At 69.1% G+C, this 13430-nt stretch carries 13 protein-coding genes and 4 tRNA genes; 8 read left to right on the forward strand and 9 right to left on the reverse strand.

Annotated elements, in window-relative coordinates; genetic code table 11:
* Positions 1–48: 48 nt before the first annotated feature.
* The 4 genes from ACFV2X_RS49515 to ACFV2X_RS49530 form a co-directional block, all read right to left on the reverse strand.
* Positions 49–124 (reverse strand) — tRNA-Gly (locus ACFV2X_RS49515).
* 77 nt (positions 125–201) lie between these two features.
* Positions 202–273 (reverse strand) — tRNA-Gly (locus ACFV2X_RS49520).
* 80 nt (positions 274–353) lie between these two features.
* Positions 354–425 (reverse strand) — tRNA-Gly (locus ACFV2X_RS49525).
* A gap of 108 nt (positions 426–533) precedes the next feature.
* A complete protein-coding gene (locus ACFV2X_RS49530) occupies positions 534–851 on the reverse strand; it encodes an Lsr2 family protein (RefSeq protein WP_385629505.1) in 318 nt (105 codons plus the stop codon).
* A gap of 307 nt (positions 852–1158) precedes the next feature.
* Between ACFV2X_RS49530 and purS the strand changes: the two genes are divergently transcribed.
* The 3 genes from purS to purL are packed head-to-tail and all read left to right on the forward strand — an operon-like array spanning position 1159 to position 4369.
* Positions 1159–1446: a phosphoribosylformylglycinamidine synthase subunit PurS gene (purS, locus tag ACFV2X_RS49535; RefSeq protein WP_089504656.1), complete on the forward strand. Its 288-nt coding sequence runs from the start codon at positions 1159–1161 to the stop codon at positions 1444–1446.
* A complete protein-coding gene (purQ, locus tag ACFV2X_RS49540) occupies positions 1443–2123 on the forward strand; it encodes a phosphoribosylformylglycinamidine synthase subunit PurQ (RefSeq protein ID WP_385629507.1) in 681 nt (226 codons plus the stop codon). Before purS ends, purQ begins: the two co-directional genes overlap by 4 nt.
* Positions 2120–4369, forward strand: coding sequence for a phosphoribosylformylglycinamidine synthase subunit PurL (gene purL / locus ACFV2X_RS49545; RefSeq protein WP_385629510.1), 2250 nt, complete (start codon positions 2120–2122; stop codon positions 4367–4369). The genes purQ and purL overlap by 4 nt, the downstream gene beginning before the upstream one ends.
* A gap of 75 nt (positions 4370–4444) precedes the next feature.
* Here the strand turns inward: purL and ACFV2X_RS49550 are convergent, their stop codons facing one another.
* Positions 4445–4840 carry a nuclear transport factor 2 family protein gene (locus ACFV2X_RS49550; RefSeq protein WP_385629511.1) on the reverse strand — a complete coding sequence of 132 codons (396 nt, stop codon included), beginning with the start codon at positions 4838–4840 and terminating at the stop codon, positions 4445–4447.
* Between the two features lie 153 nt (positions 4841–4993).
* Here ACFV2X_RS49550 and ACFV2X_RS49555 point away from each other — a divergent pair, with 153 nt between their 5' ends.
* The 3 genes from ACFV2X_RS49555 to purM all read left to right on the forward strand — a co-directional run bounded on the left by ACFV2X_RS49555 (position 4994) and on the right by purM (position 8728).
* A complete protein-coding gene (locus ACFV2X_RS49555; RefSeq protein ID WP_385629512.1) occupies positions 4994–5782 on the forward strand; it encodes a sterol carrier family protein in 789 nt (262 codons plus the stop codon).
* A 150-nt stretch (positions 5783–5932) separates the two neighbouring features.
* Positions 5933–7492, forward strand: a complete 1560-nt coding sequence (purF, locus tag ACFV2X_RS49560) for an amidophosphoribosyltransferase (protein WP_385629515.1) — start codon at positions 5933–5935, stop codon at positions 7490–7492.
* A 153-nt stretch (positions 7493–7645) separates the two neighbouring features.
* Positions 7646–8728, forward strand: coding sequence for a phosphoribosylformylglycinamidine cyclo-ligase (gene purM / locus ACFV2X_RS49565; protein ID WP_385629517.1), 1083 nt, complete (start codon positions 7646–7648; stop codon positions 8726–8728).
* Between the two features lie 126 nt (positions 8729–8854).
* Here the strand turns inward: purM and ACFV2X_RS49570 are convergent, their stop codons facing one another.
* Both ACFV2X_RS49570 and ACFV2X_RS49575 read right to left on the reverse strand, forming a co-directional pair.
* The gene (locus ACFV2X_RS49570; protein WP_385629520.1) at positions 8855–9115 is read right to left on the reverse strand and encodes a DUF3073 domain-containing protein; all 261 of its coding nucleotides are present in this window, start codon (positions 9113–9115) and stop codon (positions 8855–8857) included.
* Between the two features lie 395 nt (positions 9116–9510).
* Complete coding sequence (locus ACFV2X_RS49575) at positions 9511–10665, reverse strand: Leu/Phe/Val dehydrogenase (protein ID WP_385629522.1); 1155 nt, start codon at positions 10663–10665, stop codon at positions 9511–9513.
* Between the two features lie 220 nt (positions 10666–10885).
* Between ACFV2X_RS49575 and ACFV2X_RS49580 the strand changes: the two genes are divergently transcribed.
* Together ACFV2X_RS49580 and bldC are read left to right on the forward strand one after the other, a co-directional pair.
* Positions 10886–11731: a hypothetical protein gene (locus tag ACFV2X_RS49580; protein ID WP_385629525.1), complete on the forward strand. Its 846-nt coding sequence runs from the start codon at positions 10886–10888 to the stop codon at positions 11729–11731.
* 607 nt (positions 11732–12338) lie between these two features.
* Positions 12339–12545, forward strand: a complete 207-nt coding sequence (gene bldC / locus ACFV2X_RS49585; RefSeq protein WP_003949541.1) for a developmental transcriptional regulator BldC — start codon at positions 12339–12341, stop codon at positions 12543–12545.
* Between the two features lie 456 nt (positions 12546–13001).
* On the opposite strand, the gene ACFV2X_RS49590 is transcribed toward bldC, so the two are convergent.
* Together ACFV2X_RS49590 and ACFV2X_RS49595 are read right to left on the reverse strand one after the other, a co-directional pair.
* Positions 13002–13223, reverse strand: a complete 222-nt coding sequence (locus ACFV2X_RS49590; RefSeq protein ID WP_385629527.1) for a DUF6274 family protein — start codon at positions 13221–13223, stop codon at positions 13002–13004.
* Between the two features lie 91 nt (positions 13224–13314).
* Positions 13315–13389 (reverse strand) — tRNA-Asp (locus ACFV2X_RS49595).
* Positions 13390–13430 lie beyond the last annotated feature (41 nt).

Here is a 13430-nt window from a genome sequence, read left to right on the forward strand (position 1 = left end):
AATAAAAGCTTTGCGGCGCCGGTCTATTCGACCGGCGCCTCAAGGCCATGGAGCGGACGACGAGATTCGAACTCGCGACCCTCACCTTGGCAAGGTGATGCTCTACCAACTGAGCCACGTCCGCATGCATCCGACTGGCTTTCACCAACCGGCGCGGCATCACTCTACCTCATCCACCGAAGTGGTCGAGGCGATGATGAGAGCGGGTGACAGGGATTGCACACTGCGCCTCCCCCTTGGAAAGGGGGCGCTCTACTACTGAGCTACACCCGCATGGCATCCGACCGGCTCTCGCCGATCGGCGTGTCCATCACCCTACCCGATCCACCGGAGTGGTTCGGTAAGGCGATGAGAGCGGGTGACAGGGATTGCACACTGCGCCTCCCTCTTGGAAAGAGGGCGCTCTACTACTGAGCTACACCCGCATGTTCCTCGGGGTTTGCCTTCCGGCCTCGCCCCTCGGCGTGATCCAGACTCTAGCGGATCACCAGGGTGGGTGTGCAACTCGGCGGCGGAGGCCGCTCACTGGCCGCTCAGTTCGATGCGTTGAACGCCTCGTAGACCTTCTTGGGGATCCGGCCGCGCGGCGGGACCTCCATGCCGTGCGACCGGGCCCAGGCGCGGACCGCGGCCGGGTCGGGGGCGACGGAGGTGCGGCGGTAGGCCTTGCCGGAGCGGGCCCGCTTGCGGCCGGCTTCCACGTAGGGCTCGAGAAGGCCGCGGAGTTTCTCCGCATTGGCAGCGTTGAGGTCGATCTCGTACGCCTTGCCGTCAAGTCCGAACGAGACCGTCTCCTCCGCCTGACCCCCGTCGATGTCGTCGGAGAGCGTGACTACTACGCGCTGCGCCACGGGATATCGGTCCTTTCGGGCTGCATCGATGCGTTGACGTGCAAAGATGGCAGCTGTCCTGTTGTTAGTGAACAATGCTTTTTCATTTGTACAGCGGTGAGCAATGCATTGTGAAGCCCCGCTAATTCTGCCCGCGTGTCACGCCGCAATCGGGACCATACGTTTTTCCTGGAACTTTCCCCAGTGGATGGTGGCGCCGATGCTTAAACGTGACGGAAGGCGAGGCTGCTCTACCCGCGTAGATTTCGGGCCGGGGTACGCTGGGCGAACCGCCTTACGCACCAGCACCACACCACCGGGAGTGCCAGTGGCACGCGTCGTAGTCGACGTCATGCTCAAGCCGGAGATCCTCGACCCCCAGGGACAGGCGGTGCAGCGCGCGCTGCCCCGTCTCGGGTTCGAGGGGATCGCCGACGTCCGTCAGGGCAAGCGCTTTGAACTCGAGGTGGAGGGCCCGGTCGACGATGCCGCCCTCGCCCGTATCCGCGAGATCGCGGAGACCTTCCTCGCCAACACCGTGATCGAGGACTTCACCGTGCGGATCGAGGCCGACCAGGCCGCCGATGCCGCCCTCGCCGCGCGGGCGGAGTCGTGACCGCACGCGTCGGAGTCATCACCTTCCCCGGCACGCTCGACGACCGCGACACCCAGCGCGCGGTCCGGGTCGCCGGTCTTGAGGCCGTACCGCTGTGGCACCGCGACAAGGACCTCAAGCAGGTCGACGCGGTCGTGCTGCCGGGTGGCTTCTCGTACGGCGACTATCTGCGGGCCGGAGCGATCTCCCGCTTCTCCCCGGTAATGGAGTCGGTGATCGAGCAGGCGAAGGCGGGCATGCCCGTACTTGGCATCTGCAATGGTTTCCAGGTTCTCACCGAGACTCATCTGCTGCCCGGCGCGATGCTGCGGAACAACCATCTGCACTTCATCTGCCGTGATCAGAAGTTGCGAGTGGAAAACGCCGGGACCGCCTGGACCCGCTCCTACGAGCAGGGCCAGGAGATCAACATCCCGCTCAAGAACATCGACGGCCGCTATGTGGCCGACGAGCGGGTTCTGGATGAACTCGAAGCCGAGGGCCGTGTGGTCTTCCGCTATCGCGACTTCAATCCGAACGGTTCGCTGCGTGACATCGCCGGCATCACCAACGAGGCGGGCAATGTCGTCGGCCTCATGCCGCACCCCGAGCACGCTGTCGAGCCGCTGATCGGCACCGGGCGCACCGACGGGCTCGGATTCTTCACCTCGATCCTCAAGAACCTGGTTGACGCATGACTCTGGACACCGTCAAGCACGCGGAACAGACTCCGGACGTCCAGCAGCCCTGGGCCGAGCTCGGCCTCAAGCAGGACGAATACGAGCGCATCCGCGCCATCCTCGGCCGCCGCCCGACCGGCGCCGAGCTGGCCATGTACTCCGTCATGTGGTCCGAGCACTGCTCGTACAAGTCGAGCAAGGTCCATCTGCGACAGTTCGGCGACAAGGCTCCCGCCTCCGACGCGCTGCTCGTCGGCATCGGCGAGAACGCGGGCGTGGTCGACGTCGGCCAGGGCTATGCGGTCACCTTCAAGGTCGAGTCGCATAACCACCCCTCCTATATCGAGCCGTACCAGGGCGCGGCCACCGGCGTGGGCGGCATCGTCCGCGACATCCTCGCCATGGGCGCCCGCCCGGTCGCCGTGATGGACCCGCTGCGCTTCGGCGCCGCCGACCACCCCGACACCAAGCGGGTGCTGCCCGGTGTGGTCGCGGGCGTCGGCGGCTACGGCAACTGCCTGGGCCTGCCCAATATCGGCGGCGAGGTCGTCTTCGACCCCTGTTACCAGGGCAACCCGCTGGTCAACGCGCTGTGCGTGGGCGTGATGAAACACGAGGACATCCACCTGGCCAAGGCCTCGGGCACGGGCAACAAGGTCATCCTCTACGGCGCCCGCACCGGCGGCGACGGCATCGGCGGCGTCTCCGTGCTCGCGTCCGAGACCTTTGACGACACGAAGCCCACCAAGCGCCCCGCCGTCCAGGTCGGCGACCCCTTCCAGGAGAAGCTGCTCATCGAGTGCACCCTGGAGATCTTCAAGGAGAACCTGGTCGCCGGCATCCAGGACCTCGGCGGCGCCGGGCTCTCCTGCGCGACCAGCGAGCTGGCCTCGGCCGGCTCCGGCGGTATGCGGGTCGAACTGGACACCGTGCCGCTGCGCGACGCGACCCTCTCGCCCGAGGAGATCCTCATGAGCGAGTCGCAGGAACGCATGTGCGCGATCGTCGAGCCGGACAAGGTCGACCGCTTCCTGGAGATCTGCGAGAAGTGGGACGTCATCGCCACCGTCATCGGTGAGGTCACCGAGGGCGAGCGGCTGGAGATCTTCTGGCACGGCGAGCAGATCGTCGACGTCCCGCCGCGCACCGTCGCCCACGAGGGCCCGGTGTACGAGCGCCCGTACGCCCGCCCGGAGTGGCAGGACGCGCTCCAGGCCGACGACGCGAACAAGCTGCCGCGTCCGGTGACCGCCGATGAGCTGCGCGAGCAGATCCTCAAGGTCGTCTCCTCCCCGAACCAGGCGTCCAAGTCCTGGATCACCGACCAGTACGACCGTTTCGTCCAGGGCAACACGGTCCTCGCCCAGCCCGAGGACTCCGGCATGGTCCGTATCGACGAGGAGACCGGCCTCGGCGTCGCGGTCGCCACGGACGGCAACGGCCGCTACGCCAAGCTGGACCCGTACGCGGGCGCGCAGCTGGCGCTCGCCGAGGCGTACCGCAATGTCGCCGCCTCCGGCGCCAAGCCGCTGGCGATCTCCGACTGCCTGAACTTCGGCTCACCCGAGGACCCGGCGGTCATGTGGCAGTTCGCCGAGGCCACCCGTGGCCTGGCCGACGGCTGTCTGACCCTGGGCACCCCGGTCACCGGCGGCAATGTCTCCCTCTACAACCAGACCGGGGACGTGGCCATCCACCCGACGCCGGTCGTCGCCGTCCTCGGCGTGATCGACGATGTGGCGCGCCGCACCCCGATCGGCTTCGCGGACGAGGGCCATCTGCTGTACCTGCTCGGCGACACCGGGGAGGAGTTCGGCGGTTCGGCCTGGTCGCAGACCGTCCATGACCACCTCGGCGGGCTGCCGCCGAAGGTGGACCTGGAGCGCGAGCGGCTGCTCGGCGAGATCCTGATCTCGGCCTCGCGCGACGGCATGGTCGACGCCGCGCACGACCTGTCCGACGGCGGTCTGATCCAGGCCCTCGTCGAGTCGTGTCTGCGCGGCGGCAAGGGCGCCCGGATCGTCGTACCCGACGGGATCGACCCGTTCGTCTTCCTGCTCTCGGAGTCGGCGGGCCGGGCCGTGGTGGCCGTTCCGCGCAGCGAGGAAGTCCGCTTCAACGACATGTGCGGGGCGCGGGGGCTTCCGGCGGCCCGGATCGGCGTGGTGGACGGCGACGCGATCGACGTCCAGGGCCAGTTCGGCATTCCGCTGGCGGAACTCAAGGAAGCACACGAGGCGACGATCCCGGGCCTGCTCGCCTGAGACTCGTCCGAGATACGGAACAAGCCCCGTTCCCTGCCGTCACACAGGGAGCGGGGCCGCTTCTTGCGGTGGCGGTCAGCGCCAGAACGCGTCCGAGGCGTCGATGTCCTCATGGCATTCGTCGATGTCGCTGATCTTCCCGCCGACGATCGTGAAGAACATGCCTTCCTTCATATCGAGGCCGCGGTCCTCGCGCTCCGCGCGGCACCGGTGGACGGAGATCACATGCCCGCGCCCGTCGGCCGCCAGCGTCTCCAGTTCGACGCGCAGGGTGCCGCCGGTGACGTCGTACTGGCGGCGGTACAGCTGGACGCAGGCCTCGCGGCCCTTGTGATGTCCGGATATGGAGCTCTCGCCGGGGACGTGGTGGGTCACGTCGGTGGTCATCAGCTCGGCCAGGGTGTCCATGTCGCCGCTGACGAACGCGTCGTAGCCGCGGCGGATCAGGGCGCAATCCGGGTGCTCGCCCATGGCGGTTCACGCCTTTCGTGCTGATTTCTCTCGCCTTCCCTTCCATCCTCTGCCGCCGTCCCCGGGCTGTCCATGCTTCTCGGGGGCTTCTCGGGGGCTTCTCGTGGGCTTCTCGGGGCTCCGTTGTCAGGGCCGCTCGATAAGCTCGGCCGCATGCCGCCCCGTCCCCGCGCCCGCACCTATGACCTGGCCAAGACGCGCGCCGCCGTGACCGCGCAGTTCGAGCATGTACGGGAGGCGGTGCGCGGCCTGGACGAGGAGCGGCTGGGCGCGCCGACCCGGCTCGGCGGCTGGACGGTCCGCGAACTGGTCGCGCATCTGTCGATGGCCGTGGGGGCGGTCGCCCGCCACCTGGAGCAGCCCCCGCCGCCCGCGCGGGAGGTCACCGCCACGGGCTGGGTGGCCGCGACGGCTGCGCTCGGCGGGGATATCGACGACGACACCCGATCGCTCGCGGCGACCGCGGAGCCGGCCGAGCTGCTGGACCGGGCCGCCGCGCGCTTCGCCGAGCTGGTGCCCGAGGCCCCCGGCGACCGGCTGCTGGCGGCCCGGGTGGGGGCGATACGGCTGGACGACTTCCTCGTCACCCGCTGTGTCGAGCTGGTCGTGCACACCGACGACCTGGCGGCCGCGCTCGGCGCCTCCCTCCCGTACGACCGCCAGGCCCTGGCCGCCGCCACGCGCCTGCTCGCCGACGCGCTCGCGGCGAAGGCGCCCGGGGGCTCGGTCGAGGTCCGCGTCCCGCCGTACGCGGTCGTGCAGTGCGTGGAGGGCCCGCGGCACACCCGTGGCACGCCTCCGAACGTCGTCGAGACGGCGCCGCTGACCTGGATCCGCCTCGCCACGGGCCGTCTGGACTGGTCCGAGGCGGTCGAGGAGGCCGAGGTCACGGCGAGCGGCGAGCGGGCCGATATCGCGTCCTACCTGCCGCTGCTGGGCTGACGGGCCGGGCGTACCAAGGCGTCCGAGGGCCCGCGGGAGCGTTCGAAGGGGCCTTCCGGAAGGTCCGGAAGGTCTTCCGGGAATGTGACTTACGCCCCCCTGGCGGTCCCTCGTTCGGAGGTGCCGCCGAACTGGCCTAGACTCGAACCCGTGCCACGTGGTGACGGACGACTCAGCCACGACCTGCTCCCCGGAGAGAAGGGCCCCCAAGACGCCTGTGGCGTCTTCGGAGTCTGGGCTCCGGGCGAAGAGGTCGCCAAACTCACCTATTTCGGGCTGTACGCACTGCAGCACCGCGGACAGGAGTCCGCGGGCATCGCGGTGAGCAACGGCTCCCAGATCCTGGTCTTCAAGGACATGGGCCTGGTTTCCCAGGTCTTCGACGAGACCTCCCTCAGCTCTCTCCAAGGTCATATCGCGGTCGGTCACGCCCGCTACTCCACCACCGGTGCCTCGGTGTGGGAGAACGCGCAGCCGACCTTCCGTGCGACCGCCCATGGCTCGATCGCGCTGGGCCACAACGGAAACCTGGTCAACACCGCCCAGCTCGCCGAGATGGTCGCGGCGCTGCCCCGGGACAACGGCCGCGCCACCCAGGTGGCCGCGACCAACGACACCGACCTGGTCACCGCCCTGCTCGCGGGGCAGGTCGACAAGGACGGCAAGGCGCTTACCGTCGAGCAGGCGGCCCCGATCGTGCTGCCCGACGTAAAGGGTGCTTTCAGCCTCGTCTTCATGGACGAGCAGACCCTCTACGGCGCCCGCGACCCGCAGGGCATCCGCCCGCTGGTCCTCGGCCGCCTGGAGCGCGGCTGGGTGCTGGCCTCCGAGACCGCCGCCCTCGACATCTGCGGCGCCTCGTTCATCCGGGAGATCGAGCCCGGCGAGATGGTCGCGATCGACGAGAACGGGCTGCGCTCGACGATGTTCGCGGAGCCGCGCCCCAAGGGCTGCGTCTTCGAGTACGTCTACCTGGCCCGCCCGGACACCGATATCGCCGGCCGGAACGTGTATCTGTCCCGGGTGGAGATGGGCCGCCGGCTGGCCGCCGAGGCCCCGGCCGACGCCGATCTGGTGATAGCCACTCCGGAGTCCGGCACCCCGGCCGCCGTGGGCTACGCGGAGGCCAGCGGGATTCCGTACGGCTCGGGGCTGGTCAAGAACGCGTATGTGGGCCGGACCTTCATCCAGCCCTCGCAGACCATCCGCCAGCTGGGTATCCGGCTCAAGCTGAACCCGCTGAAGGAGGTCATCCGGGGCAAGCGCCTGGTGGTCGTCGACGACTCGATCGTCCGCGGCAACACCCAGCGCGCGCTGGTCCGGATGTTGCGCGAGGCCGGGGCGGCGGAGGTGCACATCCGCATCAGCAGCCCGCCCATCAAGTGGCCCTGCTTCTTCGGCATCGACTTCGCGACCCGGGCCGAGCTGATCGCCAACGGGCTGTCGGTCGAGGAGATCGGCAAGTCGCTGGGCGCGGACTCGCTCGCGTACATCTCCACGGACGGGATGATCGAGGCGACCACGATCGCCAAGGGGAACCTGTGCCGGGCCTGCTTCGACGGTGAGTACCCGATGGAGCTCCCGGACCCCGAACTGCTCGGCAAGCACCTCCTGGAGGCCGAGACGCAGGCTCCGGTCCGCAGCGACGCGGACGGTGTGGCGACCCTGACCGCGGGCGTCGGCGGCGCGGACGCGCTGCGGCGTCCCTAGGCGTCCCCAGGCGGCCGGTCGCCCGTTAGGCGGCCGGTCGTAGGGCGGTCGGCCCCAGGGCGGGCCATACGTCCGCGGCGGCCGTACGTCCAGTGCGCGCGGAGAGCGCCTCAAGAGCTCCCTTTTCACCACCACACGAAAGATCTCAACGTCATGTCTGAGCTTTCCCCGGGCGCGGCCGGGTCCACGTACGCGAGCGCGGGCGTCGACATCGAGGCGGGCGACCGCGCGGTCGAGCTGATGAAGGAGTGGGTGAAGAAGGCCACCCGCCCCGAGGTCGTGGGCGGCCTCGGCGGCTTCGCCGGGCTCTTCGACGCCTCCGCCCTCAAGCGCTACGAGCGGCCGCTGCTGGCCTCGGCCACCGACGGGGTCGGCACCAAGGTGGACCTCGCGCGCCGGATGGGGGTCTACGACACCATCGGCCGCGACCTGGTCGGCATGGTCGTGGACGACCTGGTGGTCTGCGGCGCCGAGCCGCTGTTCATGACCGACTACATCTGTGTCGGCAAGGTGTATCCGGAGCGGGTCGCCGCCATCGTCAAGGGCATCGCCGAGGGGTGCGTGCTGGCGGGCTGCGCTCTGGTGGGCGGCGAGACCGCCGAGCACCCGGGGCTGCTGGGCGCCGATGAGTTCGATGTGGCCGGCGCCGGTACGGGCGTGGTCGAGGCCGACCGGGTACTGGGCGCGGATCGTATCCGGACGGGTGACGCCGTGATCGCCATGGAGTCGTCCGGACTTCACTCGAACGGGTACTCACTCGTCCGCCATGTGCTCTTCGAGCGGGCCGGCTGGTCGCTGGACCGGGAGGTTCCGGAGCTCGGCCGGACGCTGGGGGAGGAGCTGCTGGAGCCCACCCGGATCTACTCGCTGGACTGTCTGGCCCTCACCCGGACCACCGAGGTGCACGCCTTCTCGCACATCACCGGCGGCGGGCTCGCGAACAACCTGGCGCGGGTCATCCCGGACGGGCTGCACGCGGTGGTCGACCGCTCCACCTGGACCCCGGGCCCCGTCTTCGGCCTGGTCGGGACCGCGGGCTCGGTCGAGCGGGCGGAGCTGGAGAAGACCCTGAACATGGGCGTCGGCATGATGGCCGTCGTGCCCGGGGAGTCGGTCGATGTGGCGCTTGCCACACTCGCGGACCGCGGCGTCGAGGCATGGGTCAGCGGCGAGATCGTCGAGCGGACCGCCGAGCACGCCGAGGCCGTGTCCATGACCGGCGACTACGCGAGCTGACGGCGAGCCGAGCGTGAAGACGGCGCCGACCGTGAAGACAGCACAGAAGCCGGTCCGAGGCGGATGCCCCGGACCGGCGGAGGTGCGGCTCGCAGCCGAGCGCCTGAAGCGACCTGAAATGAATGGTCAGGCGCGACGACGTTGTGCGGACGGCCCCGACTGTTCGTCGGCGTCGTCATCGTCATCGTCGTCGTTGTACAGATCCGCGTACTGTGCGTACGGGTCGTTGTCCAGCTCATCGTCCTCGAATTGCTCGCCATTCGGCGGCTGGTTCGATGGCGATGCGCCCAGCTCCTCAGCCAGGCGTGAGAGGTCAGTCCCACCGCTGTTGTACTTCAGCTGGCGGGCGACCTTCGTCTGCTTGGCCTTGGCCCGGCCGCGCCCCATGGCTCGACCCCCTCAACGACGGGGCTCGACGGCCCCAGAGTCTTGACACGCGTTCACGTTCATAATTCAGAGCGGACTCTCGAAAGAGAACCCGGCCCGTAGGGCTTCAACGGTACCTGCTTCTGTGGCCATACGGTACGTCGCCCGCATGACGTGCCACGTCGCACAACCGGCGGGCAGCCCTGTACCCGCTGGTCAGCTGCGATTTTAACGTGTCCTGGACGCCGACCCGCCGACGGGCCGTGAGGGATCTCTCCCCGATGGCCCCGTACGGCCCTGTGTACGTCCCGTACGCGCTCCGTACGGGCCCCCGGACAGCCCCGGGCGGGCCCCGGCGGCACGAGGCCGCGCCGGGGCCCGGTACGCCCTTCGGGCGCGGTTGCCGGGAGCGGAAGTCAGCCGTGGCGGCCCTCGGCCATGCGCTGTTCGGCCAGCCGGTCGGCGGCCGCGGCGGGTGGAATTCCATCGGCCTGTGCCCGATCGAATATGGCCAAGGTCGTGTCGAAAATCTTTGCCGCCTTGGCCTTGGCCCGGTCGAAGTCGAAACCGTGCAGTTCGTCCGCGACCTGGATCACACCGCCGGCGTTCACCACGTAGTCCGGGGCGTACAGGATCCCGCGGTCGGCGAGGTCCTTCTCGACCCCGGGGTGGGCCAGCTGGTTGTTGGCGGCCCCGCACACCACGCGCGCCGTCAGCGCGGGCACGGTGGCGTCATCGAGGGCGCCGCCGAGCGCGCACGGAGCGTAGACGTCGAGGTCGGACCGGATCAGGGCGTCGGTGTCCGCGACGGCCGTCACCTCGGGGTGGCGGGCGCGGACCCGCTCGACGGACTCGGCCCGCACATCGGTGACCACGACCTCGGCGCCGTCCTCCAGCAGGTGGGCGACGAGGTGGTGGCCGACCTTGCCGACGCCCGCGATGCCGACCCGGCGGCCGCGCAGCGTGGGCGCGCCCCAGGACGCCTGGGCGCTGGCCCGCATGCCCTGGAAGACGCCGTAGGCGGTGAGCACGGAGGAGTCGCCCGCGCCGCCGGCCTCGGGGGAGCGGCCGGTGGTCCAGGGGCACTCGCGGGCGACGACGTCCATGTCGGCGACATAGGTGCCGACGTCGCAGGCGGTGACGTAGCGGCCGCCGAGGGAGGCCACGAAGCGGCCGTAGGCCAGCAGCAGCTCCTCGGTCTTGATCTGCTCCGGGTCGCCGATGATCACGGCCTTGCCGCCGCCGTGGTCGAGCCCGGCCAGCGCGTTCTTGTAGGACATGCCGCGGGCGAGGTTGAGCGCGTCCATGACGGCCGCTTCTTCGGGGCGCGTCTCGGAGGCGTACGCGTGGAAGCGGGTGCCGCCGAGGGCCGGGCCCAGGGCGGTCGAGTGGATGGCGATGACGGCCTTCAGGCCGCTCGCGCGGTCCTGGCAGAGCAGGACCTGCTCATGGCCGCCCTGATCGGAGGCGAAGAGCGTGCTGAGGGCGGACGAAGAATCGGGTACTGCGCTGCCCGTCGGACCGTCGACGCTGACGGTATGACGTACGTCGGTCACTGTGGTGACTCCCATATGCCGCGTTGTGGACGCCCTCCTTGCTGGTGGGGAGGGCCGGTGGGCAAGAGCGTAAGCCCTTGGGACCGGCTCGGAACGGCACGGTCCGTGCCGAGTCCCGATGGGGGCGGCGAGCGCCCGGGCCGGGCGTGGGACGATGCGGGCAGCCGGGGATCGCGCCCCAGGTCGTGACGGCCCCCGGCGGACCGTCTCGTTGGCTGGCCTTGAGGGAGCGCGCGTGACCGTGGCGTCATCGGTGGTTGTCCCGTACGCGGCGTACCTGAGGGTCTACGAGCCGCTGGCGGCCTTTCCCGAGCCCGAACGCTCCCACTGGGCACGTTACGCCAAGCGGGACGATCTCCCGGGCGCCCAGGACGAGCTGCGGCGCTCGCTGGCCGACCTGCTGCCGGTGCCGCCCGTGGCGGTGCCCGTGCACGAGAGCAGCGACGCCTTTGTGGCGGTCGTGGACGGCGTAACCTGCGTCTGTCCGTGGCGCACCCGGCTGCGCGGCTGGCTGGCCCTGGAAGAGCTCACCGAGCGGTTCCCTGCGTCGCTGCTGGACGCCGTGCTGCCCCCGATGGTGCGCCGGCAGGCGGCGGCGGACTACGAGCAGTGGCTGGAACGCAACCCGGACGCCCGGCCGTGGATCAGATCGGCGACCTGGCATGTGCCGGTGCGCTGGTTCGTGCTCTTCGCGGACGACGAGCGGGAATACGAAAAAAGCTACAAGGGAGAACACGGGCCGCTGCTCCGCTACCGGACCCCCATGGTCCAGGCCAGGCGCCGAGTGGCGCGCGGACTGAAGGTGCTCAAAGATGGCCTCGGTGAGGGTCCACTGATCGACGGCCTGGTAGATGTTGGTCGGTGGCTCGAGGAATTCCATCCGCGTTCGCTGGTCGAGCTCGACTACGGCGGCCTGGTGCACGCGGTGCCCCCGGGGCAGCTTGACGACGACCGTTCCGCCGCCGATGTGGCGGAGGGTCTCGCGGCGCTGCGCGACGGGGACGGGGAGCGGGCGGGGAGCGTGTACCAGCGGCTGACGGAGCGCTGGACAGCGGTCCGCGGCCGTCAGAACGCGAGCTGAGCACGGGGACGCACGGAAAACGGGGATGAACGGGGACACGGGGATGGCGTGGCGATGGCGCGCGCGCATGCGCGGAAGACCGACAGGGTCGACGGAGCCGGCGACGCCGGGCGAGCCCGGCGAGGCTGATAAGGCGGCTAAGCCGGACAGCATCGGACGGGCGGGACGTAGGTCCCGATCCGGGCCTATGCCTCAATCGTGACCTAAAGCACTGACTTCGGGCCTTGCGGCAATCCCCCACCCTCGTGTCAAAATAGGACAAGGAGTCCGGGAAGGCCTCCTTCCGCTCAAGTATGGGCGGAATCATCGGTATTGCACTCCTTGGCGGGGTCTGTTGCCCCTGATCCTGTTGTGACTGATCGTCACGGCCGCGTGACTGTCCGCTATGACATGGTCCATCGGCTTCCGTCGAGGTTGAACACCTGAGAGGGCAATTCCATCGGTTTGGCCGACGGGGCTGGACAGATGGTGTAGTTGTAGTGCCGAGGACAAGCCGTTCGTCCTATAACCGACTCGGCCCGCGTCCGCCATTTCGGGCAACGTGGGTCAAGGTGCAGAATTTAGAGGAAAGAACCGTGATGGTTCGGTTCTCCCGAGGAGGCCGCTCATGACCGCTCGCACCCCTGATGCCGAGCCGCTGCTGACCCCGGCTGAGGTTGCCACGATGTTCCGCGTGGACCCGAAGACGGTCACGCGGTGGGCCAAGGCAGGCAAGCTCACGTCCATCCGCACGCTCGGAGGGCATCGGCGCTACCGCGAAGCGGAGGTCCGTGCACTTCTGGCGGGCATCCCGCAGCAGCGCAGCGAGGCCTGAACAACCGCTTAACCGGGCGTTTTCCGGCCCCCCAGTCGGAATCCCGCCCGTGGCTCCAAACGACTGGCGCCTGCCCCAACAGGCCCACGCCCGCTCGACACATGGGTGCGTCGTCGATCGCGCTGGACTCCGCCGGGTCCAGCGCGATCTTTTTATGCCCTGCTTGCGGTGTCTGCCGAGGTCCGGCCGGGTCTGCCGGGGTGCTACGGATGGCTTGGTGACTCACCGGTAACACGCCGTGGCGCGATGTTGTGAGAGGGCTGGAACGGGTGGGCGGGTCGACCCGGAATCGCCCATTCCAGAAGCCTTCCGGGGTCTTGGACGGGCGGTGCAATTGCACATATTAAATTGACTTGTTGTAGGACGGGTGTAAGTTCCCTCACGCCGCAAGCCCATTCGGTGACTCCCGTCACACCGCACAATGCTTGTCGCACGCTCGGCAACTGCGGTAAGGGCTTACCGAGTTGTCGCCGAGTCGCCATCGGTCTCCGCGGATCGGGAATCCGCCGCCGCGTCCCTCGCCGGTTCCATGGCGAGCCGCAGCAGTCGATGGCAGATAGGACAGTGCCGGGTGAAGTGGCGATAGCCCGTGGCGGCCGCTAGATGCGCACGGAGCAACGCCCTGGTTTCATGCCTCGCGGATGTCGTCATGAGCCGTACCTCCCGCGCGCGCCCCATGTCGCCTTCTAGCTTGGGTACCTCTGGTACGTGCCGCCGTCAAGACGCCGAAAGGCCCGGACCTCTGTACGGGTCCGGGCCTTTCACGCTGCGGTCCTGACGGGATTTGAACCCGCGGCCTCCACCTTGACAGGGTGGCGAGCACTCCAAACTGCTCCACAGGACCATACGGCTCGCGCCGTTTGGCTGCCGCGCTCTTTCGTGCGC

It is taken from the genome of Streptomyces sp. NPDC059679, from assembly GCF_042734105.1.
Taxonomy (GTDB): domain Bacteria; phylum Actinomycetota; class Actinomycetes; order Streptomycetales; family Streptomycetaceae; genus Streptomyces.